The following is a 25,438-nucleotide window of genomic DNA, read 5'->3' as shown; positions in this document are numbered from 1 at the left end:
GTCAGGGTCTTGGCGGTCTGCTCGGAAAGGTGGTTGCTGTCGTGATCAGCCAGAAGAAGAATGGCCATGGTAGAATCTCCCTTTCTCGAACCTTAGAGGACGCCGGCTTCGGTCTTGAGCTTTTCGACGAGCTCGGCAACCGACTTGACCTTCACGCCTGCCTTGCGGCCTGACGGCTCTTCGGTCTTCAGGACCTTGAGGCGCGGCGTGGTGGAGACGCCGAAATCGGCCGGTGTCTTCTTGTCGAGCGGCTTCTTCTTCGCCTTCATGATGTTCGGCAGCGAGGCATAGCGCGGTTCGTTGAGGCGAAGATCGGTCGTCACGACCGCCGGCAGCGTGAACTCGATGGTCTGCAGGCCGCCGTCGACTTCGCGGGTCACCTGAGCCTTGCCCCCAGGACCAGCAACTCCGATCTCGACCTTCGAGGCAAACGTGCCCTGTGCCCAGCCAAGCAGCGCCGACAGCATCTGGCCGGTCTGGTTCGARTCGTCGTCRATYGCCTGCTTGCCGACGATGACAAGACCCGGCTGTTCCGCGTCGACGACGCCCTTGAGGATCTTGGCAACTGCGAGCGGCTCGACCTGATCGTCGGTCTCGACCAGGATCGCCCGGTCGGCGCCCATGGCCAGTGCCGTGCGCAGCGTTTCTTCGGCTTTGGCCGGACCGATCGACACGACGATCACTTCCTCGGCCTTGCCGGCTTCCTTCAGACGCAGCGCCTCCTCGACCGAAATCTCGTCGAACGGGTTCATCGACATCTTTACGTTCGCGAGTTCGACGCCTGTGCCATCCGGCTTCACCCGGATCTTCACGTTGTAATCAACCACCCGTTTTACGGTGACCAGAACTTTCATGGCGGTAACTCCCTGTTCAACGAGTGGGGATGGGCGGACCACTGCGATAGTCGTAAAAGCCGCGACCGGCCTTGCGGCCCAGCCAACCAGCCTCGACATATTTCACCAGCAGCGGGCATGGCCGATATTTGGGATCGGCAAAACCTTCGTTCAGGACCTGCATGATCGAAAGGCAGGTATCGAGGCCGATGAAGTCGGCAAGCTCCAGTGGCCCCATCGGGTGGTTGGCCCCAAGCTTCATGCTCTGGTCGATGTCGATTACGGAGCCGACGCCTTCGTAAAGCACGAAGACTGCCTCGTTGATCATCGGGATGAGGACGCGGTTTACGATGAAGGCTGGAAAGTCGGAGGCAATAACCGGCGTCTTGCCGAGACGCTCGACGACGGCGCGGACCGACTGAAACGTTTCCTCGCTTGTCGCGATGCCGCGGATCAGCTCAACGAGTTGCATGACGGGAACCGGGTTCATGAAATGCAGGCCCATGAACCGGTCCGGACACAGTGTTCCGCTGGCCAGCCGCGTGATCGAGAGGGATGATGTGTTGGAGGCGAGGATGGCGTGGGGTTTCAGGTGCGGGACGAGTTCGTCGAAAATCTTCTGCTTGATGTTCTCCTTTTCCGTGACCGCCTCGATGACGAGATCGCAATGTCCGACGTCGGAAAGCGCAAGACGCTTTTCGATGCGCCCCTCTGCGGCTCGCCGGTCTTCTTCAGTGATTGCCGCGCACCACTTGCTTTTCGAGGTTGGCGGAAATCTGCGAAACCGCCATCTTGAGCGCGTCCGGATTGATGTCGGTCAGCGTTACGTCGAAGCCAGCAACCGCGACGACCTGGGCAATGCCGCTTCCCATCTGGCCGGCGCCGATGACGCCTATCGTCTGAATAGTCATTCCTTACCATCTTCCTCTGCCGGTTCTGCCGGTGCGCCAAATCCCCAGCTTCCGCTGCCCAGAATCGGACCTGTCTTGTCCAGCACCAGCGGACTTCTCGAGAACCGGATCGGTGTGCGCAGGCCCGGAACGCCTTCCGGTTCGATCTTCATACCGCGAGATTTGACCTGCGGATCCGCGATGGCTTCCTCCACGGTATTGATCGGTCCACCCGGCACGCAAGCGCCTTCCAATGCGACAATGAGGTCCTGCTTGGTGCGCAGGCGCGTCTTCTCGGAAAGGATCTCCTCCAGCGCCTTGCGATTGCCCACGCGGGCCGGGTTGGTGGCATAGGCCGGATCGCCGGCGATGGCGCCCAGACCCAGCACGGTGCAGAGGCTCGCAAACTGGCGGTCATTGCCGCAGGCGATGATGATGTGTCCGTCAGCCGCCGGAAACACCTGGTAGGGCACGATATTAGGATGTGCGTTCCCCATGCGGTGAGGCACCGCGCCACCGGCGAGGAAGTTCATTGCCTGGTTCGCCAAAGCCGCCACCCCGACATCGAGAAGCGAGAGATCGACATGTTGGCCGCGGCCGGAGCGTTCCCGCTCCGCAAGAGCCGCCTGGATGCCGATGACGCCATAGAGGCCGGTGAAAATGTCGATCCAGGCAACGCCAACTTTCTGCGGTTCCCCGTCCGGATCGCCGGTAAGGTCCATGATGCCGCACAGGCCCTGGACGAGGAAATCATAGCCCGGATTGTTCGCGCGCGGGCCGTCCTGACCGAAGCCTGTTACGGAGGCATAAACCAGGCGCGGGTTGACGGCGGCGAGGCTTTCATAGTCGAGACCGAATTTCCTGAGACCCCCGACCTTAAAGTTTTCGATCACAACATCCGCATCCGCGATCAGCGCCTTGACGCGTCCGAGATCGTCTGTGTTCGAGAAATCGCAGATAACCGAGGTCTTGCCCCGGTTGGCGGCGTGGAAATAGGCGGCGACCGTCTCCGTACCGCCCTTGCCGTGGGGGCGCTCGATGAAGGGGGGCCCCCAGCTGCGGGTATCGTCGCCGGCCGGGCTTTCGACCTTGATGACCTCAGCGCCCAGATCGGCCAGTGTCTGGCCGATCCATGGCCCGGCGAGAATCCGGGCCAGTTCCACGACCTTCAGCCCGGTGAGCGGGGCTCTGTTGCCGGCGTCCATCAGAAGAACGCCTGGAGGCCCGTCTGGGCGCGGCCGAGGATCAGCGCGTGGACATCATGCGTGCCCTCGTAGGTGTTGACCGTTTCGAGGTTCTGCGCGTGGCGCATAACATGATATTCGATCTGGATGCCGTTGCCGCCATGCATGTCGCGCGCCTGGCGGGCGATATCCAGCGCCTTGCCGCAATTGTTGCGCTTGACGATGGAGATCATTTCCGGCGCGAATTTGTGCTCATCCATCAGACGGCCGACGCGCAGGCTGCCTTGCAGGCCGAACGCGATCTCCGTCTGCATGTCGGCGAGCTTCTTCTGGTAAAGCTGCATGCCGGCGATCGGCTTGCCGAACTGCTTGCGATCCAGCCCGTACTGCCGTGACCGCAGCCAGCAATCCTCCGCCGCCCCGAGCACGCCCCAGGAAATTCCGTAGCGGGCACGGTTGAGGCAGCCAAACGGGCCGGCAAGGCCTGAAACGCCCGGCAGCAACGCATCTTCGCCGACCTCGACGCCATCCATGACGATCTCGCCCGTGATCGACGCACGCAGCGAAAGCTTGCCGCCGATCTTCGGCGCGGAGAGACCCTTCATGCCCTTTTCGAGGATGAATCCGCGGATCTTTCCGTCATGCGCTTCCGATTTCGCCCACACGACGAAGACGTCGGCGATCGGCGCGTTGGAGATCCACATTTTCGTGCCGCGCAGGCGATAGCCGCCCTCGATCTTTTCCGCGCGGGTCTTCATGCCGCCCGGATCGGAGCCGGCGTCCGGTTCCGTCAGGCCGAAACAGCCAATCAGCTCACCGGACACGAGGCCGGGCAGATAACGGTCGCGTTGCGCTTCGGAGCCGTAGGCGAAGATCGGGAAGATCACCAGGGAAGACTGCACGCTCATCATCGAGCGATAGCCGGAGTCCACGCGCTCGATCTCCCGTGCCACGAGGCCGTAGGAAACATAGTTGGCATCGGCGGCGCCGTATTTTTCCGGAAGCGTGACGCCGAGCAGGCCCGCCTTGCCCATGAGCCGGAAGAGCCCTGGATCGGTGTGCTCGTCGAGATAGGCTTCCTTCACGCGAGGCAGCAGTTCGTTTTCGGCGAATGCCGCCGCCGCGTCCCGGATCATGCGCTCTTCCTCCGACAGCTGATCGTCGAGCAGGAAGGGATCGTTCCATGCAAACGGGCCGCCCTTCGAGGTTTGCTTGTCATGATTGCTGGCGGACATTTCTCTCTCCTTCAAGCTGCGCGTTGTTCCGTTGGTGCTGAACCATGTATCTACAGGTTGAAGTAGCCTCGAAATAACGCTATTTACCCCTATTGTAATTCATAAAATGAATAGGATGAGACATGCGCCAGCGGCGTTTCTTGCCCTCTCTCAGCCTCCTCTCCGCCTTCGAGGCGGTGTTGCGCACGGGCTCGACGGCCGCCGCTGCACGGGAGTTGGACCTCACGCAAAGCACGGTCAGCCGGCTGGTGCAGACATTGGAGACACAGCTCGGCCGGCCGCTTTTCGAGCGGCACCGCCAACGGCTCGTGCCGACCGATGCCGCGACGGCTTACGGCAAGGATATTTCCCGCGCTTTAAACTTGATTCAGCGTTCGAGCATGGAATTCACCGCCAACCCTGGCGGCGGCACGCTCTCTCTCGCTATATTGCCGGCGTTCGGGACGCGCTGGCTTGCACCACGGCTGGGTGACTTTCTGAACGAGTATCCGGGCATCACAGTCAATCTCGCCACTCGGCTGAGGCGGTTCAATTTCGCGGCTGAAAGCTTCGATGCCGCGATCCACTACGGGATAGACGACTGGCGCGACGCCGGCCATATGAAACTGTTCGATGAGCGCTTGACGGCCTGCATCGCGCCGTCTCTGCTGGATAGCTATCCGGTTGCTTCCCCGACCGACGTCCTCCGCTGGCCGCTCCTTCAGCTCGAAACAAGGCCGAGCGCGTGGAGGATGTGGTTTGAGGCACAGGGCGCCGACGTTCCATTTACCACGGGAATGCTGTTCGACCAGTTCGCGACCATGACACAGGCAGCGATTTCCGGGCTGGGCGTGGCACTGCTACCGGACTACCTGGCGGAGATGGAATTCCGTGAAAAGCGCCTTACCCCGCTTTTGCAGATGTCCGTCAGAGGGGGTAGCTATTGGCTGGTCTGGCCACAGGACCGGGCCCACTACCCCCCGCTGCAAGCATTCCGCAAATGGCTGGAGCAAATGGTGTCGCGCGACAGCATTGAACATTCGAACACAAGAACGATTGGATGATAGCTTTATCTATTCTCGATCGGAAGCAAGTTAGTGCCTCCTGCCCATCCTCTGTCCGATAGACAGTGAATCAATCCCGCCCGCCATGCCGAGTGAAAGAAGGACAAGATTTCGAGTGGTTCGCGAACCGTCGGCGATCAGTATTCTTCTCGAAATCGCCTCAACTAGATGATGCGCAAACGGCAGGCCAACGCGACCGCCTGGGTTCTGTTTGTGACATCGAGCTTTCTGATCGCGGACTTGATGTAGGCGTTGATGGTCGCGGCTGACAGGTCGAGGATCATGGAGATTTCCTCGCTGCTTTTTCCAGCCGCCGTCCATCGCAGGCATTCGACCTCCCGCCTTGAAAGGGGCCGCCCCTTGTTTGCCAACCTCAGCTCGAAAAAGCCATTTACGGCCGCCAGTGATCGTATGAAGGCGGTATGAATGTTGCGCTCATTTGATGAAGCGCCACTGAAAATCACAAGATACCGGGAGCCGCTTGGATCATGCAGAATGAAACCGCAGATCTCGGTTCCTATTCGAGGCAGGTCCACGTCACGGTTCAAGCCTGAGTACAATGCGCTTGAAGGCGATACGACCGGCAGCGTCGTCTGGCGGCACCGATCCATGAATGAGCTGGCAAAGAACTGATCAGACTGCCTGTATTTCTTAACCAGGTCCTCTGGCCAGTTGGTGGCGATCACATTCTCGAAGAAACAGGTCTTGTCGGCCTGAGGGAATAGAAGTGCGACGTAGTACTGAAAATTCTCGGCAACGCAGATCTCCATCATGTCGTGGCCCAGGCGCGACGACCTGTCTTCTTGAAGCGTTATCTTTATCACCAGTCGCCGTGCCCCGGAAGGAACCCGGACTGTCGAAAACGACGTGCGTCAATCAGCATGTTCATGTTGAAGTCCGTGGACCCGGCGTATCGCCAGTCCTTACGTCGTATGTTGAAGCTCAAGTTATTTCCCTTCTCGATAGGACGAGTTGATCTCAGCAATGTTGGTCGTCAGGTCGTGACGCTATCCTGTCATACGAAATGCGGCTGGCTATTGTTACACGCGATGTGGGCAGTGTTCGGGCGATGTCAGCCGCCCTGTGACACACGCATCCAACACCGAATACCGCAGTGCCGACCCGCGAGTTCGCGTCGCGGGTCGGCACCAGAAGTGCTTGCTCGGTGACGATGGCATCCTCAGTGGATGGACAGGGCGCATGCGGCAATGCGACCTAAGCAGGCACTTTTTTCGACCCCTTCATCGTGAACAATCGATCGCTCGACTGGAGGACGACAAGAACAGGTTGCCGGGTGCGTCGTGCCGTACAGCGCTGTAGGGTGCAGCACTCGAGCACAAACACATGGTGTATTGTTTCTGGAGACCAATCTTAAATTCCAACTCTACCCTCCGTGCCGTCCCTGCTAACAAACAACGCATTTTACCCCAGCGTTTTGAGCGGTTGTTGAAGTCTAATTTGCGGTTACTGACCCGCAATACATCAAATTTGATGGGACGGTTTTCAGGCGATTTTCTCGCGGAAGGATTGCGTCGCCCATTGCAACGTATTTATCCGTTTTGCGACACCGGTGGTTTTGCGTGTTCGGGCGATCGGCGGTTCGTTCAATCTTGCCGCTTTCGAATGCCGCAAGCACGGTCGGTCGCCGGGGTCATCGAAAACGCCTCAAGACGCCTAGCAGTATTTGGATTTAAGCGTTGAAAGTCAATGCGATAAGAACACTGCACCAATGACGCTGGTGAGCTCTGCCTCGACGCCCGAGGGTTCTCGAACGAGGCCACCCTCATATGTTCGCGAGATCTATTCTCACATGCGGGGGATATGATGCCGGCGTAGCCTGGCGATGGACCTTTTATAGGTCGGCGTGCCTGAGCATGAGAAGATCTCAGCCGAATGAGAATTTATCATGCAATGCAGGCGGTGCGTTCGGAAGCGCGTTCATGCCGGTCGCCAGAATGCACGTCGCCCTCGAACCAATGCGTCGATATCTTTGACGATGGTGTGCGTTTCTCAAGCGAATTCGCATTGCACGAAAATCTGGGCAATCCGAGCCCAGCGAGTGGGCCTGTTGTCGCCTCGGGACCGGGAGTGGAGCTTTGAGGCCACCGACGGCCGTTCGGTCAAGGCGAGGTCGTCAAGGTCCTGATCGCGAACGTCGACCATCACCATTCGCAATCACGGCATCCTGTGGCCGGGCCGGGATGGTCGCTTTCTCCTGGCTACGAATGCGGTCATCCAAAATGGCGGGCTAGCTGCCTGTTTCAGCCCTCGAGATAACTCGCCGAGGACCAGGAGGCTGACAGTTTTCCCGACAAGGACAACTGTTTAAACCTCGTTGACATGAGCTCAATTCAAGATGGGAAAATCCAATTGTGAAACAGATCCATTCATACGTCCTCGCTTGCGGTCCGTCGCACCCAGGAGGCAAAGTCCCTTATCTGTGGCTCCTGCCTGCGGGCCTGCTTGATATTCATGAAATAGGATCTGCCCGAGGGCATCCTCCCCTCATGCCACAGGACCACCCGTTGCCTTGCGACGGCACTTTCAGCCAGAAAATGAGGGACGAGGCCGACGCCGAGACTATGCTCGGCCATCTCCAAGGCGAAAATGTAATGACTGGCGCCAACAAAGGACGCGTCTTGAAGGATCTCTTCCTGCTGGACGAAACTGGCAAATCTGGCCCAGTCCTCGCCCATCTTGCGGTGGTCCGGATTGGTGGAAATCAGCATGCATCGAGGGCCACCTTGTGCCGGTGATCGGTCACGTCCAGTAACCGCCACGAGTTCCTCATCGAGAAGTTTCGTACTCCAAAAGCCCTCCTTCAGCGGTTCCGTCGTAAAGAAGACGTCTGCGACCGCGTCGCTGAGATCGGGCTCGAACGACTGCATCTTCAATTGGATATTGAGATCTGCCAGATTTGCGCACTGCTTGATCCGGCGGATGAGCCATCCCGATCCGAAGGAACTGCAGGCGGCAACGCGCAATACGCCCTGACCGTCGCTGATGCTCTGAGACACGGAGCTCTGGATGTGTGAAAAAGCGAAACTCAACGATTGGGCGAGACGAACACCACGTTGAGAGAAGATCAGCTTTTTGCCATTCTTTTCAATAAGAGCTTCTCCGACCTGTATCCGCAGGTGGCGCAGTTGGTGACTGATGGCACTTGGGGTAATCGCGAGTTCGTCGGATGCGCTTATGATCGATCCGTGCCGATAGACACACTCGAAAATCTGCAATGCCCTGATATTATAGTGCATTTCCGCATCCTGCCCCGAGTTGCGCAAGCATTCGCTTCCTACCCAGTCCATGACTGATTGACACGGGGGGCGGTGTGAGGGCGGTCAAGTGCCCGGTGCTCTACTAAAACTTGCGTATTCGGATGTACGATATAACATCACTTTTTGTGGTCTACAATTGTGCGTAATCATAATATCTATATATTAGCTGGTCATACTCAATGTCTCCGTGATCCTCCAGTCGCAGCCCGCTTGTGTCATGTCACCGCGATAGATGAGACGCACGCGAGTACCATCGTCCATTCGTATCGTATCGCCGTCAGTGACAGAGTAATTCCTTGCCTGGAACGCTTCCGAAGTCGACATCGATGGAAAGCTGAAGCTCATATTGTCGACGATCTGTCTGCTCAATGACGCTATCAGAACCACGACCATGACTGCTGCCATAAACAGCAGCTTCTGCTCTCGATGGCTCATCGCCCAATGCCATCGATGATGTCGAGTGCGCGGGGTCCTGTTGCTGACGGCAAGCCGCAGGTTGGTGTCGCCTTTGATCGCAGTCAATCTCTTCAGTGTCGAAAACTGCTTTTCGGAAAAGCGCGTCCTCGCCCCGTAGCGCTCGATCTTCGCTCGCATGTCCAGAAGGAACCCACGTTGCCACTTGGACATGCGCCCCATCTGCAGAACGTCGTCGATACGGTTTCGAAAATATGTGACCTCGGTATCTGTCAGCAACGCTCAGCCCCTAAAACTCTTCCCCCCGACCATAACCCGTGCGTGCTAAATGCGAGTCATGGGATTGAATACAATTTTAGCGAGTTCTACGTCAAAAAAATGGGCAGCGCCTCGCCAGATCAGACGCGCCAGGATTGCGGTGTTCGGCGTGCCAAACGGGAAAACGCGACCCAGAGCGGACTCGACGCGTCTGCGCAGTTCCTGGCGAGACGCGTGATCAAGCCGGAACGTACGTCAACCTAACGACATCCTCGCCAACGTGATCGGTGGAAACAAGGCGGAGCGGTGGCCGCGGGCCGGCGAAGAATGGCTTGCCGCGACCAAGCACGACGGGGTGGAAGTAGAGCCGATACTCATCAACAAGACCAAGGTCGGTCAGGCTTCGTGCGAGCTCTGGTCCGGAAACAGCAATCTCCCCAACGAGCCGAGCCCTCAGGCCACCTATCACCGCCTCGATGTCATCCTCGACAAGTGTGGCGTTGGGGCCGACGGATTTCAACGAGCGTGACACGACCCACTTCGGTTGGCGCCGCCACGCCGCCGCGAACTCGTGTTGCTCCGTACTCCACTCAGGATGGTCTTCGTCCCAATAGCGCATGATCTCGTACATGCGGCGACCGTACACACTGCCCGTCAGGTCGCGCACCTGCTCTATCCAGTGACGAAAGAGTGCGGGGCCTGTCGGCATTTCCAGGTGGCCGACATAGCCGTCCAGTGACTGGTTCATTCCAAAGACGAGCTTCGCCATGCTGCAAAATCTCCACCTCAGGGTCTTCAGAATAGCGTGAGGCGACGTCATGCAAAAGTGAGGTTCGGCATAAACTGCGCGTCGCCTTGTCGAAGTGACGAACAACCAAAGGACCCAACCACCCGTTTTCTGCTTGCGGGCAGGGTCGGAACGCCTTCCACGACCCGCGCTGGAGGTTTCTGCGCTGGTACCAGGCGTCAGATTCTATCAAGCAGGCCCGAGGCAGATTGGCTCGGTGAACGCCGGGCCCCCGTGTCATCGCAGGCGAATCTCTTGTCAGCAAACAGGTGCCGGAAATGGGCTTTCAGCGATTTCTACCTCAAAGGTGCGGTCAAAAGGATGCCGGGACACGCGTTTGCGAGATTTCAGGCACCGTCACTGACGTTTTTATTGGTTCGGTGACTTTTGCTAAGGATCTTCTCAGCTATATTTTCAACCCATGCTTTATCTCATATCGACCTATTGGCCGCATATTCTCTTCATTGTCTCATTTGCCATGGGGGCGGTGGCGGCTGTTCACGCCACCATGACCAAGGAAGAGGTGCGCGCTGCCATCGGCTGGGTCGGCGTGATTGTCCTGTCTCCCATCATCGGTGCGATGCTATATGCCATTGCCGGTATCAATCGCATGCGTCGGACCTCTCTAAGCCTCCGGCGTGACGCCCTGATTTCCGAGGCGGATCTCGATGAGCTGGAAAGTTTCGACGCGAAGGCGGAGCTGGTCATCAGTGGTTTCGGCCAACGCTTCGCCGCCCTACAGACGCTTGGCGACAGAGTGGCCCGAAGTCCGCTCGCAACCGGAAACACGATCGACATGATCGAGACGGGCGACGACTGCTATGCGGCGATGAAGGGGGCGATTGACGCCGCCGAACGGAGCGTGCTGCTGGAAACCTATATTTTTGATCGGGACAGGATCGGTCTGCGGATCGCTGATTCCTTGATCGCCGCCGCCAGGCGTGGCGTTGAAGTGCGGGTCTTGATCGATGCCGTCGGCGCCCGTTACTCGGTGCCCAGCATACTCCGGCATCTCACCGACGGCGGGGTCACCGTTGCGGTGTTCAATGGCAACGTTATCATGGGGCTGCGTCTGCCGTATGCGAACCTGCGCACCCACCGCAAGATCCTCGTCGTCGACGGCCGAGTGGCGCTGACAGGGGGGATGAATATCAGGGAGGGGTTCACCCGCGAGGTGGCGGGCGAGAAATTTGCGCGTGATACGCACTTCCTGGTCACCGGTCCGGTCGTCGCCGATCTCTTCGATGTGGCCGCTGAAGACTGGCGCTTTACCACCGAGGAAGAACTCACGGGGGACGAATGGCGGATCGCCGCCCCCGAGCGGGAGCCTGGCGACCCCGTCTTCATGCGGGTTGTGGCGTCGGGCCCCGACAGGAGGATCGAGACGAACCACAAGATGCTGATGGGCGCGTTTTCCGTCGCGCGCAGATCCATCCGGATCATGTCCCCCTACTTTCTGCCGGATCGGGAACTGATCAGTGCGCTTTCGACAGCGGCAAGACGCGGCGTTGATGTCGATATCGTGGTGCCCGCTGTCAACAACCTCGTCCTCGTTGATCGCGCAATGACGGCCCAGTTCGATCAGATCGTCAGCAACTACTGCCGCATCTGGCGCTCGAGCGGTGCATTCAGCCACTCGAAACTGCTGTCTATCGACGGAGCCTGGTCCTACGTCGGATCCTCGAACCTCGATCCAAGGTCACTGCGGTTGAACTTTGAAATCGATCTCGAAGTTCTCAACGAGGGATTTGCCGCCGAAATCGATGAGCATATCGACGAGGTGATCAAGTCGGCTTCGCCGGTGACGCTCAGCGCGCTGCGGGCCCGGTCCTTTGCCGGTCGGCTTCTCGACAAGATACTCTGGCTCGGTTCGCCATATCTTTGATCATTCCCGACGCTTGGCCGTGGCAAGTTTGATCGCAGCGCCTATACTCGCAACGGAGCCACCTGTTCAAACGGAGCGCCAACAGACAGCGATGCATGCCAGAAGAGAAAATCTGCCCGCCAGCATCCTGGCGTCGATCAGGAACCGCAAGAGACGTCTGGATGCGGCGCATCCCGAGATGCATCCGCGCGCCGAAGGCACGCTCATCGCGTCGTACAACGTCCATAAGGGTGTCGGAAACGATCGGCGTTTCGACCCTGAGCGCACCAGCCGCGTGATTCACGAGATCGACGCTGATGTCATTGCCCTGCAGGAGGCCGACACGCGCTTCGGGGAGCGTACCGGTATCCTCGATCTGGCCAGACTGGAACGCGAAACGGGCCTGCTTCCCGTTCCCGTCAGTGGCATGGCCAAAGCCCACGGCTGGCACGGCAATGTCGTCCTTTTCAAGAAGGGCCTTGTGCGGGACGTCCATCTGATCAATCTCCCCGGACTGGAACCACGCGGCGCGCTGGTGGCCGAGCTTGAGCTCGAGCAAGGCGGGGCACTGCGCATCATTGCCGCCCATTTCGGTCTGCTGCGGCATTCGCGGGCACAACAGGCAAAAGTCCTGGTCGAGCTGATGGCCGACAAGTCCGATACGCCGACAATCCTGCTCGGCGATCTTAACGAGTGGCGTCTTGGGGACCGCTCGTCGTTGCATACATTTCAATCCATCTTCGGTCCGCAGCCTGCCGCCGTGCCGAGCTTTCCCGCCCGGCTTCCGGTCCTGGCACTGGACCGCATCATGTCGAACCGCAAGGGGGTGGTCTCGGCTGTGCGCGCGCACGACACACCGCTTGCTCGTGTTGCGTCCGACCATCTGCCGATCAAAGCCATCGTCACGCTCGACCAGACCTGACGGTCTGAAGTGATGGTGATGTGCAAAGCGCGGCTTGCCTCGATGGCCGCCAAGGTTGCGCGATCCCTGTCGGCAGGAGTGTCGGCCAGGGTGATGTTGCGTCCCGGCCAACAGTCACGCTCGAAAGCCTTGACTCCGTTTTCAGTCGTGTCACGTTCTGCTCGGATCTTGACAGTCGCCTTGCAGGGGAGAGGCATCGCAGTGTTTTGTGCGCGTAGTTTACAACGACATGTCACGCACGCCTGGCGTGCGCTGATCGCGGCCATTGCCGCCAGCCTGTCCTTCGCCGTCTTCCCGTCGCCTGCATCCGCACTCGATCACGCGGTGCAAACCGACGCCTCGAAGCTGCAGGTCGAAAAGCTCCTCGGCCTCTGGCACCAGAATTACGCCGGTGCAGACAGCCTCCGTGAACGGCGCTCCGCGTTCGAGCGCCTGATGGCTGAGGTGCCCGGGCCATCGCGTGTGCAAATCAGGCACGTTGATGCCGGCGGCGTGGATGCCGAATTAATTTGGCCGGCGCGCCTTCATCACCCGATCGGCAGGAGAGCGATTCTTTTTGTCCACGGCGGGGCGTTCTACGGCGGCTCGCCGGATACGCACCGCGTGTTGGCCGGATCGCTCGCCAAGGCGACGTCGGCCGACGTCCTCCTGATCGACTATCGGTTGGCGCCCGAGTATCCCTATCCTGCGCAGATCGATGATACGCTGACAGCCTACGGCTGGCTGCTCGACTCTGGCTACCAGAACGACAACATCGTGGTGGTCGGCGATTCGGCCGGCGGCAATCTGGCGATCGAAGCGGTGCTTCGACAAATGCAGCTGAAGGGTCCACTGCCGGCGGCCGTCATCGCCATGAGCCCGATCACGGATCTGTCGGACATCGGGGCTTCAACAGGAGCGAATGCAGGCAGCGATCCCGTGTTGGGCGTCCTCGGGCTCGAGGCTGCCAGCAAGGCTTATCTCGGGGGGCGCTCCCCAAAGGATCCACGAGTTTCACCTTTTTATGCTGAGATGACCGGGTTTCCGCCGTTGCTGATGCAGGTCGGTGCGGGGGATGCCCTACGGGACGGTGCAGAGCGTCTGGCAGACAAGGCGCGCAAGGCGGGCGTCGACGTGACGACCGAAGTGTGGCCCGGCATGATCCATCAGTGGCAATTGTTCCCATTCTGGCTCGACGACGCTCGCAAGTCCAACCAAAGCGCGGCGGACTATGCCATGCAGCATTTTGCTGACAGGCCGCAGCAATAGGGCCCGGCTCGGCATTGTCCGCCGCCGGCAGGGGCGATGGTCGTCTTATAGGACAGTTTGCGTTCGCGCCTTTGGATATCAGCCGAAGGCGACGGAAGGGTCGGTTGCCTGGTACGACAATTCATCTGGGCGATCCGCATCCTGACGGTCGGCATAATGTGCCCGCTTGTGGTCATACATGGCAAGGTCGGCGCGTCTCACCATGGCCTCGATCGTTTCCCCCGGTTCGCTGGTTGCGACGCCAAGTGCAATGCTTAAGGGAGCATTGGAGTAGAACTGATTGTTGATCTTCAGCAGTTCGCCAATGGTCTCCACCATGGCCAGGGCATTCTGCTTGTCGCCTCCCGGCATCAGGACGGCAAACTCGTCTCCGCCGATTCGCGCCGTATGGTTGGGCAACGAGACGGCACCGTTTAGAACCTCGCCGAGCCGGCGCAACAAGGCGTCGCCTGCATCGTGCCCACGCTGATCGTTGGCGTCCTTCAAGCCGTTGAGATCTATGACGATCGCCGAAACTGGACGCAGCGACTTGCGCTCGAGCCTGTTCAGTTCGTCCATATAGAAGGCGCGGTTGTGCAGCTTCGTCAGCACGTCGTGCTTGCCGAGATATTCGAGATAGGCCTCGGCCTTCTTGCGCGCGGTGATATCGGTCAGGGCCACCTGGACCAGCGACCAGTCGCCCTCGTGCCCGGGCAGTATCGAGAACTGCAGCAGGACGAAGCGCTCGGAGCCGTCGAGCGCATAGTTTATCACCTCGCGCTGGTGGAAGAAGTTACCGTTCCACAGCTCGATCAGCTGTTCACGGAAGTGTTTTTCCATGTCGTCACGGAAGATTTCCCCGAGGCGATGGAGAAGTGTGCGCCGGTCGGGCGCAGAGAAGAGATCAAGCGTCGCCTGATTGACATCGATGACCCGGATCTCGCTCATGCATTGGCGCACAAACTCCGGATGAACGTCGGTAAAGACGCGAAAGTCGACAATGCCTCGGTTGCGCACGTCCTCAAGGAGAGCTTTGATACGGCTGAAATCCTCGACCCAGAGCGATACCGGCGAGTGTTCGAATATCCCTTCCGCATAGCGCCGGTTCTCGCGCTCGCTGCGTCGTGCTTCTTCACGCGCCGTCACGTCTTCCGTCGTCAACAGGAGTCGGCCAAGCGTCTGCTCATGCCCTGGCAGAACGGCCCCGCGCAGCTGGATGTCCAGCCGGCGGCCGGACAAGGTGTAGTTCACCGCGCTGCCAGAGAACTCGGTCCTGCCCTCCCAAAGGGCCGCCAGCTCGTTGACATGGCTCTCCAGCATCTCGTCGCGAAAGACCCTGGACAGATTGTCGACGAGATGGTCGAGGCTCTCTGCCTCGAACAGGTCGAGCGTCTTGCGGTTCACGCGCAGGATGCGAATCTGCTGGGAGCACGCTCTCACGCGACTGACATCGTCCTTCAAAAACGCGCGAATGTCTTCGATGCCGTCTTTTCGCCAACGATCAAATTGCTCTTTCACGCCGCTGAAATCTTCAATCCACATCGCGATGGGGGCGAGATCAAAAACGTCGGTGTCGATAGATTTACTGTTCATGGGCTCATTCCTGCTGCGACCGTTGGCGCGTTTTTTGGATCCGCGCACCAGAAAACACTCCGATCGACCTTTGAGGGCGATTCGTTCATCCTAATTTGACGCAGAATGATCGGCACGCCAAGCAAATGCCCAGCTTCAGGGCAGCCGCGCTTTAGAGCGGCTGTCGGAATGATTGCGATGTGACGAAAGTGACCTTTGCAGCAGGCCTGTCAGGCGTTTCTAAACAGCTTCCAGCGCGTCGGGCGGAAGGCAATGCGACTGCGATCGAGCCTGTCAGCCTGAGCCGGGGGAAGTTCGAGTTCGATCGAGGGATGGCTATTGCCGATATCGACTTCGATATGCCGCGTTCCAGCGACGCGGCGAGCGCTGGTCAAGAGACCGGCGATACAACCGCTACAACCGTCACGCAGTTCGATGTCGTGCGGGCGGAAATAGAGCTGCGCATCGCCATCCGGCTCGCCCTCGGCCTTGAGACCAAGAGGGCGATCCTCAAACCAGATCTCTCCATCGGTAATCGTGACCTTGAGACAGTTCGACTGACCGACAAAGCCGAACACGAAGGGCGAATTCGGATTGTCGTAGACTTCGTCAGGGGTGCCAACCTGTTCGATCGCCCCCTGGCTCATGACGACGACGCGGTCTGCAAGTTCCATTGCCTCGTCCTGGTCGTGCGTGACGAAGACCGTGGTATGTCCGGTCCGATCGTGGATCTCGCGCAACCATCTGCGCAGGTCCTTGCGCACCTGCGCATCGAGCGCGCCGAACGGCTCGTCGAGCAAGAGCACGTTGGGTTCCACCGCCATGGCGCGTGCAAGCGCCACGCGCTGGCGCTGTCCCCCGGAGAGCTGCGCCGGATAGCGCTTCTCCAGGCCGGAAAGCTGCACCAGGTCGAGCAGTTCGAGGGCGCGTCTGCGGATCTCGGCCCTCGTCGGGCGGCGCGACGGTTTGCGGACCTTGAGGCCAAAGGAAACGTTGTCGAGCACTGTCATGTGCCGGAACAGCGCGTAGTGCTGGAATACGAAGCCGATATTGCGCTGCTGTACCGTCTTCCTCGAGGCATCTTCATCGCCGAAGTAGATCAGGCCCTCGGTCGGGCTTTCAAGCCCGGCAATCAGTCGCAGCAATGTCGTCTTGCCGGATCCGGAAGGTCCAAGCAAGGCGATGAGTTCACCGGAGTGGATGTCGAGCGAGACGTCGTGCAGGGCCGGAAACCGCTCGAATTCCTTGCGTAAGTTTTGAACGCGAACTTCCATTCTAATTCCTTCAGTGCCGCCGGCTGGCGGCGATTTCATCGCTGTATCGCATTTCGAGCAGCGTCTTCAAAACAAGGGTTACAAGCGCCAGCAGGGCAAGCAGGGTAGCAACGGCGAAGGCGCCGGTGAAATTATACTCGTTATAGAGAATTTCCACCTGCAGCGGCATGGTGTTCGTCTGGCCGCGTATATGGCCGGAGACCACCGAGACGGCACCGAACTCTCCCATGGCACGGGCGTTGCACAACAGCACGCCATAGAGCAGGCCCCATTTGATGTTGGGCAAGGTGACGTGCCAGAAGGTTTGCCAGCCGCTGGCGCCGAGCGAAATTGCCGCCTCCTCATCCCCGATGCCCTGTTCCTGCATCAACGGGATCAGTTCGCGCGCGACGAAGGGAAAAGTCACGAACATGGTTGCAAGGATCAGGCCTGGCACGGCAAAAAGGATCTTGATGTCGTGGGCGCTGAGCCAGCTGCCAAGATAGGTGTTGGCGCCGAACAGAAGCACGAAGACGAGGCCCGAGATCACCGGCGACACGGAGAAGGGCAGGTCGATCAGCGTCGTCAGGAATGCCTTGCCCTTGAATTCGAACTTGGCGATTGCCCAGGCGGCGGCGACGCCGAAGATGAGGTTCGATGGCACGCTGACGCCAGCGACGATCAGCGTCAGCCGGATCGCAGAAAATGTCTCGGCATCCTGCAGAGCCGCGAAGAATGCCGGAGCGCCCTTGCGGAACGCTTCCACGAAGACCGCGGCCATTGGCAGGAGCAGGATCAACGCCAGAAACACCAGCGATGCGACAATCAGTGTCCAGCGCGCGATCTTGTTTTCGGTGACGACGGAGCGGACCTTTGCTGATCTAACACCAGTCTCAAGTGCCATAACCATACCTCCGTCTGCTCCAGCTCTGGATCATGTTGATAACGAGCAGCATGGCGAAGGAGAGCACCAGCATGATTGCCGCAATGCCCGTCGCAGCGGCGTAGTTGTACTCTTCGAGTTTGATGACGATCAAGAGCGGTGCGATCTCCGACTTGAACGGCAGATTGCCGGCAATGAAGATAACCGAGCCGTATTCACCGACGCCGCGTGCAAAGGCAAGCGAAAAACCGGTGAGGACGGCGGGCGCCAGACCCGGTAGCAGCACCCGGAAGATCGTCTGGAAACGGTTCGCGCCGAGGGTGGCGGCGGCCTCCTCCACTTCCTTGTCGATCTCTTCCATGACGGGCTGCACGGTACGCACGACGAAGGGAAGTCCAACGAAGACAAGCGCGATCACGATGCCGAGCGGGGTGAAGGCGATCTTGATGCCAAGCGGGGTCAGAAATTGCCCGATCCAACCGTTGGGGGCGTAAAGCGTCGCAAGCGCGATGCCCGCGACGGCCGTCGGCAGGGCGAAGGGCAGATCGACCATGGCGTCGATGACGCGCTTGCCCGGAAAGCGGTAGCGCACCAGCACCCAGGCAAGAACAATTCCGAATACGGCATTGAGACAGGCGGCAGCAAACGCGGCGCCGAAACTGATGCGAAGAGCAGCCACTGTGCGTGGATCAACGACAATCGACCAGAATTTCTCCCAGCCGAGTTCGCTCGAGCGCCATACAAGGCCCGAAAGAGGAATGAGGATCAGAAGGGTGAGCCAGATCAAGGTAAAGCCGAGCGTCATTCCAAATCCTGGAATGACACTCGGCCGCTTGAACCGCCACCGCGTGGGGCTATGTGCTTTCATGCGGTGTATTATTGGGCCGGCTTGTAGATTTGGTCAAATACGCCGCCATCCCCAAAGAATTTCGGCTGCGCTTCCTTCCAGCCACCAAAGTCGTCGATGGTCGCAAGCGTCAGTTTCGGGAACCGGGCGACATCGGCCGGATCGGCTGCCTCTGGCTTGATCGGGCGATAGAAGTGCTTGGCGGCGATCTTCTGGCCTTCATCGGCATAGAGGTAGTTGAGGTAGGCTTCGGCGACCTTGCGCGTTCCCTTCTTGTCGACATTTGCGTCAACGATGGCCACCGGCGGATCCGCGCGGATCGAAAAGGCAGGCGTTACGATTTCAAACTGGTCGGGTCCAAGCTCTTCGAGCGACAGATAAGCCTCGTTTTCCCAGGCAAGCAGAACATCGCCCAGACCGCGCTGGACGAAGGTCGTCGTCGCGCCGCGGGCGCCGGTATCGAGGACTGGAACGTGCTGCAGGAGCTTCGTCACGTAATCCTGTGCCTTGGCTTCGTCGCCGCCGTTTGCCTGCTTGGCCCAGGCCCAGGCAGCCAGGAAGTTCCAGCGCGCGCCGCCAGAGGTCTTCGGGTTGGGAGTGATGACCTGAACGTCGTCCTTGACCAGATCGGCCCAGTCCTTGATGCCCTTGGGATTGCCCTTGCGGACAAGGAAAACGATGGTGGAGGTATAGGGCGTCGAATTGTTCGGGAACTTGGTTTTCCAGTCGGCCGGGATTTTTCCGGTCTTCTTGGCGATGGCATCGATGTCGCCTTCGAGTGCCAGCGTCACGACATCGGCTTCCAGGCCGTCGATAACGGACCGAGCCTGAGCCCCGGACCCGCCATGCGAGGCCTGGATCGCGACCGTTTCACCGGTGTCCTTCCTCCACTTCGCAGCGAAAGCGGTGTTGAAATCCTTATACAGTTCTCTCGTCGGATCGTAGGATACGTTGAGAAGCGTCTGATCCGCGAATGCGGGAGCGACAGCACCGATGGCGACACTGCCTGCCAGAACCGCGGCCGCGAAAAGCCGGGTGATCCGTAATGACTGCATGGAAACCTCCTTCGTTTGTGGCCGAAACTCTACCAACATGGTCGTATAATGAAACGCAGATTGTTTCTGTTCGGTGCCGGGCTCCTAGAATGGAGTGCCATTTCACGCCGTGTTTTGAAATGAATGTGCTCGCGTTGGCCGCGGCCAACCCGAGCCGGGAGCGGCACGCAAACGTCATCCCCAAGTCGCACCCTCAATATTTTGCATGAAGTCGAGCCATTCGTTTCTTCCTGTGGCCATCACAAGCGCCGTGTTTGCGTACGGTTTGACAAGGCTTCCCCCCATCACGTGATCGGGCATCTTATGTCGTTGGGGAAACCGTCCTCAGCCTGCGCCGCCGCAGCAATCATGTCAGTCTCGTGGCCGTACGCAGCCGACGCCGTCGTTGCATCGGGGCCGGAGGAGGTCGAACATGTCCGCGTCTGCGATGCCTATGGCAGCGGTTAACCCACGTTGCGGGCCCGCAGACCGGCCTCAGCATCGGCGGTTGTCTGCGCGTTGAGGAACGTGTCGGAAGCGACCAGTCCGGGTCATCCGATCGACGACCAGGTCGAAGGCTTCCTCTTCCAGCGCGACGTCTGGTCACCTTTCACAGGTTCGCCGTTTCCGGTCTGCTATGCACGGGAATCGGCTAGGAAGTCGGAATAGAATTCTTCTGCGGTCTTTGCCTTGCGCATCGAGGCTACAATTCCGGGCGACTGCAGTTGCCGCGCTATGGCGGCAAGGACATTCAGGTATTCCCCGCGGTGGCTCTCGCCAAATAGCAGGACGAAGGCGATGTCGGTCGGCACGTCGTCGACCGCCTCGAAATCGAGCGGACGGGCAAAGCGGATCAACAAGCCTTGCGGATGGGTCATGCCTTCGACGACTGCATGCGGCACCGCAATGCCGTTGCCAATGCCGGTCGAGCCGAGACTTTCGCGGCTTTCCAGCGCCCGAAGAATTGTCTTGCTGTCCATTGCGAATGCCTCTGCCGCCTTCTGCGCGATGGTTTGCAGCCCATGCCATTTTGTCGTTGCAACGACCCCGACGAACGTATGGTCGGGGCGGATGATGTCGGAAAGGTTCATGTCGTCTCTCTTGGTCGTTCGTGCAGAGCCCGTCGTTGAACGCGACACCGATGTCATCCGCTTGCCACCTCAACCGCAGGTCTGACGCGTCAGGCGTTGAGGCCCGGTTTGCTGGGCGTTCATATGCCCAACTGAGATAAGGGTTCCAGTGGGCCTTTGCCGGACAAAAATAAACATCGCATAAAGGTCATGCGCATTTTCAACGAATGCTTGAAATTCATTCAAGATACTCCCCGCTTATCCGTAGGGAATTGAACGACGATATTCACTCCATCGAAACAACGAAACCTTGGAGTTCAGACAATGACCAGCACTCTGGACAATCTCTCAGGAAAGGCGGCTCCCGTTCAATCGGCGCAGCTATCGCCAAACGTCTGGCTGCCTCGGGTGCCGCTGTCGCCAGCCCCGAAGCAGCCTTCGTGACCGGCGCCGAGATCGTCGCCGACGGCGGCTTCACTGCCTGATTTCCGGATCCTCTTACCCCTGCCATCAAAGGAGAAAGACAATGTCTATCGGCATCATCGGCGCCGGCAACATCGGCGCAGCGTTTGCTCGTGCGCTCGCCAGGGCCGGCCTCCCCGCCATCATCGCCAATAGCCGCGGTCCCGAAACACTCTCGGCTCTCGAAAGCGAGCTTCAGCCCTTCATCAAGGCAGGCTCCATCGAGGAAGCTGCAGGTGCCGACCTGGTGCTTGTCGCGGTTCCCTGGTCGAGGCTGCCTGAGGCGCTCGACGGCCTGCCCGATTGGGGAGGCCGCATCGTGATCGACGCCAACAACCCGATCGAGGCTCCACTCTTCAAACCGGCCGAGCTCAACGGTCGTCTCTCGACCGAGATCGTTGCCGATCTCGTGCCCGGCGCCCGCGTTGTCAAGGCGTTCAACCACCTCCTGTCGGCGCTCGTCTCCGGCGATCCCCGGGCCGAAGGCGGCAGGCGGGTGCTTTTTTATTCCGGCAACGAGGAAAGCGCCAAAGCAGAGGTCGGCGCGTTGATCGACAAGCTCGGCTTCTTTGGTATCGACCTCGGTCCGATCGCCGTTGGCGGCAAGCTCGCGCAGTTCCCGGGCGGGCCGCTGCCGACGCTGAACCTCGTCAGGTTTGGTTGAGCATTTTATCAGTTGATGAGCAAAAGCCTTCGCAATGGAATTGAATTGCGGAGGCTTACAGCCTTATAATCCTCCCAAAGCCTCGCGCGATTCAGGCGGCGGGCGATAGGGAAGGAAGCTGACGATGACCAAGGTCCGTGCGCTGGTGCTGGAGCGCCAGCATGAACTCGCTCTTCGCGATATCGACCTGCCGCTGGACACAGGTCCCGGTCAGGTGAAGATCAGGATTCACACGGTCGGCGTCTGTGGGTCGGATGTCCACTATTATACGCACGGCAAGATCGGTCCCTTCGTCGTCAATGAGCCGATGGTGCTTGGTCACGAGGCTGCCGGCACCATCATCGAGATCGGCGAGGGCGTTACGCACCTGAAGATCGGCGACCGCGTCTGCATGGAGCCGGGCATTCCCGATCCAAATTCCAAGGCGAGCCGGCTCGGTATGTACAATGTCGACCCCGCCGTTGCCTTCTGGGCGACGCCGCCGATCCATGGCGTGCTGACGCCCGAGGTCGTGCATCCCGCCAACTATACGTTCAAGCTGCCGGACAATGTCAGTTTCGCCGAAGGCGCGATGGTCGAGCCGTTCGCGGTCGGAATGCAGGCGGCGACCAAAGCGAAGATCGCGCCCGGCGACACGGCCGTCGTGCTCGGCGCCGGCCCGATCGGCACGATGGTGGCGATCGCCGCCCTTGCCGGCGGCTGCGCCCGGGCGATCGTCGCCGATCTGGCCCAGCCGAAGCTCGATATCGCCGCCCAGTACCAGGGTGTCATCCCGGTCAATATTCGCGAGACGAACCTTGCCGAAGAGGTCGCAGGACTGACGGGCGGCTGGGGCGCCGATGTTATCTTCGAATGCTCCGGCTCGCCGAAAGCATGGGAAACGATCATGGAACTACCCCGTCCGGGCGGCGTCATCGTTGCGGTCGGGCTGCCTGTCAATCCGATCGGCTTCGACGTGTCGACGGCTTCCACCAAGGAGATCCGCATCGAGACGGTGTTCCGATATGCCCATCAGTATGAGCGTTCGATCGCGCTGCTCGGTTCGGGCCGCGTCGACCTGAAGCCGTTGATCTCGCAAACGTACAGGTTCGAGGATTCCATCAAAGCCTTCGACCGGGCTGTCGAGGCGCGCCCGAGCGACGTGAAACTGCAGATCGTGATGGACTGATAAGGCCCTCCCTCACCGACCTAGGATGGCCTGACGCTCGGTCTCGTCCTGCGAAACGCAAGGGCTGCAGCGGCGATGACGGCTGCGGCTCCAAGGGCGATCAGCAGATGGCGATGGATGGGAAGATTGCCCAATGCCTGTTGGATGGCGTGCCCGAAGATGTAGCCGAGGGCGGTGAACAACTGCCCCCAGACCAGCGCCGCCGCTGCATTCAGGACAAGGAATTTCCGGGTGGAAATTCGTGTTGTTCCGATGACGACGGGGCTTATCGTCCGCAATCCGACCAGGAAGCGAAATGCAAAGATGAAGCCGGTGGGATACCGTTCGAGAAGCTGGGTTGCCCGCGCAAGCGCCGGCTTTTCCATCAGTCGGCGCACGACGCTCCACTGGGCTGCGTAACGTCCGGCAAAAAACCACATCTGATCCCCGGCAAAGGACCCGGCCGACGCGGCGAGTGAGGCTGACCAGTAGGTGAGCAGAGAGCGATGCGAAATCACACCGCCGAGAAAAGCAGCCGTCTCCCCCTCGAACGCAGTGCCGAGAAATATCGCCAGCAAGCCGTAGTTTTCTATCAGCGGTTCGATCGACACGAAGGCCACCTTCAGGGGTTACGGTTTTGGCAGCAGTCTCTCAAGCTAAACCGCCTTCAGGTCTGCGAGCAATGTCGGGATCATTTCCGAGACCGTCGGATGGATTGGCACTGCCCATTGCAGCACGGGGTAGGGCGCCCTGGCGTTCATCGCGTCAATGATGCCATGGATCGCCTCATCGCCTTCGATGCCCAGGATGGCAGCGCCGAGGATCTGCTTGGTTTCGGCATCTGCGATCACCTTCATGAACCCCTTGGTTTCACCTCGCTCGTTGGCGCGCCCGACGCGGCTCATCGCCCGGGTGGAGATCAGGATCTCGCGCCCTGAAGCGCGCGCTTGCTTCTCCGTCATGCCGACACGGCCGAGCGGCGGATCGATGTAGAGCGCATAGGCGGGGATGCGGTCGCTGAGCTTGCGGTCCTGGCCGTCGAGGAGATTGGCGGCGGCGATCTCGAAGTCGTTGTAGGATGTGTGGGTAAAGGCGCCGCGGCCGTTGCAATCGCCAAGCGCTGAGATGCCTTCGACATTGGTCGCGAGCTTGTCGTCCACGATGATGTAGCCGCGCTTGTCGGTTGCGACGCCGGCGAGATCGAGCCCGAGATCATCGGTATTGGGGCTGCGTCCGGTGGCGACGAGCACGTGGGTCGCGTGGACATCCGGCTTGCCGGCGCCAGCCGTGACGGCGATCCCGTTGCGGGTTTTCGCAAAGGCGATGCCGTCCGCGTCTGTATGCACCGTGATGCCCTCCGAACGAAGAATATCGGCGATCGCATCCGAAACATCGGCATCTTCACGCGACGCCAGTTTCGGACCTCGTTCGATGACAGTCACGTCGGCACCGAAGCGCCGATACATTTGCGCGAATTCGAGGCCGATATAGCTGCCGCCGATGACCGCCAGGTGCTTCGGCAGCGTATCAAGCTGGATGATCGACGTGCTGGTGAGGTAATCGACGTCGGCAAGGCCCGGCATATCGGGGACAGTCGGCCTTGCGCCGACATTCAGAAAGACGCGGGGAGCGGTCAGCTTTTCACCATTGACGGTCACTGTCCGGGCATCTTCGAAGCGGGCATGCCCGTAAATGACGGTTATGCCCTGCATGCCATCGAACCAGCCAATCAGCCCATTTCGCGCATTGAGGGTGACGGTTCGGGCGCGGTCTCGAACCACCGTCATGTCGATCCCGATTTCGCCCGGAATCGTCACACCATAGTCGCCGGCACGTCGAACGACGTGCGCTGCACGTGCACTCGCCACCAGAGTCTTGGTCGGCATACAGCCGGCGTTGACGCAGGTGCCGCCCAGGAACTTTCGTTCGATCAGCGCTACCTTCATGCCCTTTTCGACCATGCGGGCAGCGAGAAAAGGTCCGGCCTGGCCGGCGCCGATCACGATTGCATCGAAGCTCCGCATCACGCCGCTGCCACGATGACCAGGGCGCCGACGATCGCCACCGCGTCCTCGATGAAGGCCGCCGGCGGGTCCTTGCCGAAGACGGAGGCGAGCTTGCTGCGGGCTGCGGCGCCACCCAGCGTGCCGACGATCGCGCCTATGATGCCAGCGATCAATCCGCCCACCAGCATGCCGCCGGAAGCGCCGATCGTGGCGCCGGTCAAGGCACCCATGATAATGCGCGCGCTAAACTGTATGGGGACCTTGCGCGACGGTGTCGAGGGCAGCTGATCGGTGACCAACTCCAGCACGGCCAGAAGCGTAAAAATCAAGGGTGTCCAGCGATACGCCATGAAGGCGAATGGCGTCTGCGAGACGTCGAACCAGCCGTGTGCTGCGCCCCAGGCAACGGCTGCAGGTGCCGTCATGGCACGCAGGCCCGCGACGATACCGATCAGAAATGCAAGAACCAGAAGCATATGCGATCCCCCTTGCGATACGGGTTCGTCCCGCGCTCAACAGAGGCTTGCACATTGTCGGACCTCTTTCAATTTGCCCGACGACGAAT

Annotated in this window: 23 protein-coding genes and 1 pseudogene; 7 read left to right on the top strand and 17 right to left on the bottom strand. The window is 59.8% G+C overall.

The features are described 5' to 3' along the window. Positions 1 to 92: 92 nt before the first annotated feature. The 4 genes and pseudogenes from AC1D2R_RS25870 to AC1D2R_RS25855 form a co-directional block, all read right to left on the bottom strand. Positions 93 to 854 carry an electron transfer flavoprotein subunit beta/FixA family protein gene (locus AC1D2R_RS25870; protein ID WP_477971854.1) on the bottom strand — a complete coding sequence of 254 codons (762 nt, stop codon included), beginning with the start codon at positions 852 to 854 and terminating at the stop codon, positions 93 to 95. Between the two features lie 16 nt (positions 855 to 870). Then, positions 871 to 1,744: pseudogene (locus tag AC1D2R_RS25865) on the bottom strand (3-hydroxybutyryl-CoA dehydrogenase). Next, complete coding sequence (locus AC1D2R_RS25860) at positions 1,741 to 2,928, bottom strand: CaiB/BaiF CoA transferase family protein (protein ID WP_477971852.1); 1,188 nt, start codon at positions 2,926 to 2,928, stop codon at positions 1,741 to 1,743. The pseudogene AC1D2R_RS25865 and the gene AC1D2R_RS25860 overlap by 4 nt, the downstream one beginning before the upstream one ends. Next, positions 2,928 to 4,142: an acyl-CoA dehydrogenase gene (locus AC1D2R_RS25855; protein ID WP_477971850.1), complete on the bottom strand. Its 1,215-nt coding sequence runs from the start codon at positions 4,140 to 4,142 to the stop codon at positions 2,928 to 2,930. Before AC1D2R_RS25855 ends, AC1D2R_RS25860 begins: the two co-directional genes overlap by 1 nt. 122 nt (positions 4,143 to 4,264) lie before the next feature. Here AC1D2R_RS25855 and AC1D2R_RS25850 point away from each other — a divergent pair, with 122 nt between their 5' ends. Next, positions 4,265 to 5,185: a LysR family transcriptional regulator gene (locus AC1D2R_RS25850; protein ID WP_477971848.1), complete on the top strand. Its 921-nt coding sequence runs from the start codon at positions 4,265 to 4,267 to the stop codon at positions 5,183 to 5,185. 164 nt (positions 5,186 to 5,349) lie between these two features. Here the strand turns inward: AC1D2R_RS25850 and AC1D2R_RS25845 are convergent, their stop codons facing one another. From AC1D2R_RS25845 to AC1D2R_RS25830, 4 genes are all read right to left on the bottom strand, one after another. Next, positions 5,350 to 6,009 (bottom strand): helix-turn-helix domain-containing protein, encoded by a 660-nt coding sequence (locus AC1D2R_RS25845; RefSeq protein ID WP_477971846.1) that lies wholly within the window; start codon positions 6,007 to 6,009, stop codon positions 5,350 to 5,352. Between the two features lie 1,563 nt (positions 6,010 to 7,572). Beyond that, complete coding sequence (locus tag AC1D2R_RS25840) at positions 7,573 to 8,442, bottom strand: LysR family transcriptional regulator (protein WP_477971844.1); 870 nt, start codon at positions 8,440 to 8,442, stop codon at positions 7,573 to 7,575. A 183-nt stretch (positions 8,443 to 8,625) separates the two neighbouring features. Beyond that, positions 8,626 to 9,156 carry a hypothetical protein gene (locus AC1D2R_RS25835; RefSeq protein ID WP_477971842.1) on the bottom strand — a complete coding sequence of 177 codons (531 nt, stop codon included), beginning with the start codon at positions 9,154 to 9,156 and terminating at the stop codon, positions 8,626 to 8,628. Positions 9,157 to 9,373: 217 nt separating this feature from the next. Beyond that, positions 9,374 to 9,904, bottom strand: coding sequence for a dihydrofolate reductase family protein (locus tag AC1D2R_RS25830; RefSeq protein WP_477971840.1), 531 nt, complete (start codon positions 9,902 to 9,904; stop codon positions 9,374 to 9,376). A 439-nt stretch (positions 9,905 to 10,343) separates the two neighbouring features. On the opposite strand from AC1D2R_RS25830, the gene AC1D2R_RS25825 reads away from it, so the two are divergent. From AC1D2R_RS25825 to AC1D2R_RS25815, 3 genes are all read left to right on the top strand, one after another. Next, positions 10,344 to 11,807, top strand: a complete 1,464-nt coding sequence (locus tag AC1D2R_RS25825) for a phospholipase D-like domain-containing protein (RefSeq protein WP_477971838.1) — start codon at positions 10,344 to 10,346, stop codon at positions 11,805 to 11,807. Positions 11,808 to 11,898: 91 nt separating this feature from the next. Beyond that, positions 11,899 to 12,708 carry an endonuclease/exonuclease/phosphatase family protein gene (locus tag AC1D2R_RS25820; RefSeq protein WP_477971836.1) on the top strand — a complete coding sequence of 270 codons (810 nt, stop codon included), beginning with the start codon at positions 11,899 to 11,901 and terminating at the stop codon, positions 12,706 to 12,708. Positions 12,709 to 12,963: 255 nt separating this feature from the next. After that, complete coding sequence (locus tag AC1D2R_RS25815; protein WP_477971864.1) at positions 12,964 to 13,956, top strand: alpha/beta hydrolase; 993 nt, start codon at positions 12,964 to 12,966, stop codon at positions 13,954 to 13,956. 78 nt (positions 13,957 to 14,034) lie between these two features. Here the strand turns inward: AC1D2R_RS25815 and AC1D2R_RS25810 are convergent, their stop codons facing one another. The 6 genes from AC1D2R_RS25810 to AC1D2R_RS25785 form a co-directional block, all read right to left on the bottom strand. Next, on the bottom strand, positions 14,035 to 15,528 hold the full coding sequence (locus AC1D2R_RS25810) for a sensor domain-containing diguanylate cyclase (protein WP_477971834.1): 1,494 nt from the start codon (positions 15,526 to 15,528) through the stop codon (positions 14,035 to 14,037). A 209-nt stretch (positions 15,529 to 15,737) separates the two neighbouring features. Next, positions 15,738 to 16,781, bottom strand: a complete 1,044-nt coding sequence (locus AC1D2R_RS25805) for a sulfate/molybdate ABC transporter ATP-binding protein (RefSeq protein WP_477971833.1) — start codon at positions 16,779 to 16,781, stop codon at positions 15,738 to 15,740. 10 nt (positions 16,782 to 16,791) lie between these two features. Continuing rightward, positions 16,792 to 17,664, bottom strand: coding sequence for a sulfate ABC transporter permease subunit CysW (cysW, locus tag AC1D2R_RS25800; RefSeq protein WP_477971831.1), 873 nt, complete (start codon positions 17,662 to 17,664; stop codon positions 16,792 to 16,794). Then, positions 17,654 to 18,511 (bottom strand): sulfate ABC transporter permease subunit CysT, encoded by an 858-nt coding sequence (gene cysT / locus AC1D2R_RS25795; protein ID WP_477971829.1) that lies wholly within the window; start codon positions 18,509 to 18,511, stop codon positions 17,654 to 17,656. The genes cysW and cysT overlap by 11 nt, the downstream gene beginning before the upstream one ends. Before the next feature lie 8 nt (positions 18,512 to 18,519). Next, positions 18,520 to 19,545 (bottom strand): sulfate ABC transporter substrate-binding protein, encoded by a 1,026-nt coding sequence (locus tag AC1D2R_RS25790; RefSeq protein WP_477971827.1) that lies wholly within the window; start codon positions 19,543 to 19,545, stop codon positions 18,520 to 18,522. Positions 19,546 to 20,159: 614 nt separating this feature from the next. Beyond that, positions 20,160 to 20,615 (bottom strand): PTS sugar transporter subunit IIA, encoded by a 456-nt coding sequence (locus AC1D2R_RS25785; protein WP_477971826.1) that lies wholly within the window; start codon positions 20,613 to 20,615, stop codon positions 20,160 to 20,162. A gap of 251 nt (positions 20,616 to 20,866) precedes the next feature. Here AC1D2R_RS25785 and AC1D2R_RS25780 point away from each other — a divergent pair, with 251 nt between their 5' ends. From AC1D2R_RS25780 to AC1D2R_RS25770, 3 genes are all read left to right on the top strand, one after another. Further along, positions 20,867 to 21,079, top strand: a complete 213-nt coding sequence (locus AC1D2R_RS25780) for a hypothetical protein (protein WP_477971824.1) — start codon at positions 20,867 to 20,869, stop codon at positions 21,077 to 21,079. 41 nt (positions 21,080 to 21,120) lie between these two features. Further along, the gene (locus tag AC1D2R_RS25775) at positions 21,121 to 21,720 is read left to right on the top strand and encodes an NADPH-dependent F420 reductase (RefSeq protein WP_477971822.1); all 600 of its coding nucleotides are present in this window, start codon (positions 21,121 to 21,123) and stop codon (positions 21,718 to 21,720) included. A gap of 124 nt (positions 21,721 to 21,844) precedes the next feature. Continuing rightward, entirely contained in the window at positions 21,845 to 22,888 is a 1,044-nt protein-coding gene (locus AC1D2R_RS25770; RefSeq protein ID WP_477971821.1) for an NAD(P)-dependent alcohol dehydrogenase, read from the top strand. A 20-nt stretch (positions 22,889 to 22,908) separates the two neighbouring features. Here the strand turns inward: AC1D2R_RS25770 and AC1D2R_RS25765 are convergent, their stop codons facing one another. Genes AC1D2R_RS25765 through AC1D2R_RS25755 form a run of 3 tightly spaced genes read right to left on the bottom strand, consistent with a single transcriptional unit; the run spans position 22,909 to position 25,349 of the window. Next, positions 22,909 to 23,478, bottom strand: coding sequence for a DedA family protein (locus AC1D2R_RS25765; protein ID WP_477971819.1), 570 nt, complete (start codon positions 23,476 to 23,478; stop codon positions 22,909 to 22,911). Positions 23,479 to 23,523: 45 nt separating this feature from the next. Next, the gene (locus tag AC1D2R_RS25760; RefSeq protein WP_477971817.1) at positions 23,524 to 24,891 is read right to left on the bottom strand and encodes an FAD-containing oxidoreductase; all 1,368 of its coding nucleotides are present in this window, start codon (positions 24,889 to 24,891) and stop codon (positions 23,524 to 23,526) included. Further along, the gene (locus tag AC1D2R_RS25755; RefSeq protein ID WP_477971815.1) at positions 24,891 to 25,349 is read right to left on the bottom strand and encodes a DUF4126 family protein; all 459 of its coding nucleotides are present in this window, start codon (positions 25,347 to 25,349) and stop codon (positions 24,891 to 24,893) included. The genes AC1D2R_RS25760 and AC1D2R_RS25755 overlap by 1 nt, the downstream gene beginning before the upstream one ends. Positions 25,350 to 25,438: the final 89 nt, after the last annotated feature.

The sequence above is a fragment of the Rhizobium sp. P1_C7 genome (genome assembly GCF_056406295.1).
This window is presented reverse-complemented; position numbering and strand designations above follow the sequence as displayed.

What these genes read in the sequence shown, in the direction of transcription:
- AC1D2R_RS25860 (WP_477971852.1), bottom strand. Translation starts at nt 2,928, where the DNA reads ATGGACGCCGGCAACAGAGCCCCGCTCACCGGGCTGAAGGTCGTGGAA.
- AC1D2R_RS25855 (WP_477971850.1), bottom strand. Translation starts at nt 4,142, where the DNA reads ATGTCCGCCAGCAATCATGACAAGCAAACCTCGAAGGGCGGCCCGTTT.
- AC1D2R_RS25850 (WP_477971848.1), top strand. Translation starts at nt 4,265, where the DNA reads ATGCGCCAGCGGCGTTTCTTGCCCTCTCTCAGCCTCCTCTCCGCCTTC.
- AC1D2R_RS25840 (WP_477971844.1), bottom strand. Translation starts at nt 8,442, where the DNA reads ATGCACTATAATATCAGGGCATTGCAGATTTTCGAGTGTGTCTATCGG.
- AC1D2R_RS25830 (WP_477971840.1), bottom strand. Translation starts at nt 9,904, where the DNA reads ATGGCGAAGCTCGTCTTTGGAATGAACCAGTCACTGGACGGCTATGTC.
- AC1D2R_RS25825 (WP_477971838.1), top strand. Translation starts at nt 10,344, where the DNA reads ATGCTTTATCTCATATCGACCTATTGGCCGCATATTCTCTTCATTGTC.
- AC1D2R_RS25820 (WP_477971836.1), top strand. Translation starts at nt 11,899, where the DNA reads ATGCATGCCAGAAGAGAAAATCTGCCCGCCAGCATCCTGGCGTCGATC.
- AC1D2R_RS25810 (WP_477971834.1), bottom strand. Translation starts at nt 15,528, where the DNA reads ATGAACAGTAAATCTATCGACACCGACGTTTTTGATCTCGCCCCCATC.
- AC1D2R_RS25805 (WP_477971833.1), bottom strand. Translation starts at nt 16,781, where the DNA reads ATGGAAGTTCGCGTTCAAAACTTACGCAAGGAATTCGAGCGGTTTCCG.
- cysW (WP_477971831.1), bottom strand. Translation starts at nt 17,664, where the DNA reads ATGGCACTTGAGACTGGTGTTAGATCAGCAAAGGTCCGCTCCGTCGTC.
- cysT (WP_477971829.1), bottom strand. Translation starts at nt 18,511, where the DNA reads ATGAAAGCACATAGCCCCACGCGGTGGCGGTTCAAGCGGCCGAGTGTC.
- AC1D2R_RS25790 (WP_477971827.1), bottom strand. Translation starts at nt 19,545, where the DNA reads ATGCAGTCATTACGGATCACCCGGCTTTTCGCGGCCGCGGTTCTGGCA.
- AC1D2R_RS25785 (WP_477971826.1), bottom strand. Translation starts at nt 20,615, where the DNA reads ATGAACCTTTCCGACATCATCCGCCCCGACCATACGTTCGTCGGGGTC.
- AC1D2R_RS25775 (WP_477971822.1), top strand. Translation starts at nt 21,121, where the DNA reads ATGTCTATCGGCATCATCGGCGCCGGCAACATCGGCGCAGCGTTTGCT.
- AC1D2R_RS25770 (WP_477971821.1), top strand. Translation starts at nt 21,845, where the DNA reads ATGACCAAGGTCCGTGCGCTGGTGCTGGAGCGCCAGCATGAACTCGCT.
- AC1D2R_RS25760 (WP_477971817.1), bottom strand. Translation starts at nt 24,891, where the DNA reads ATGCGGAGCTTCGATGCAATCGTGATCGGCGCCGGCCAGGCCGGACCT.
- AC1D2R_RS25755 (WP_477971815.1), bottom strand. Translation starts at nt 25,349, where the DNA reads ATGCTTCTGGTTCTTGCATTTCTGATCGGTATCGTCGCGGGCCTGCGT.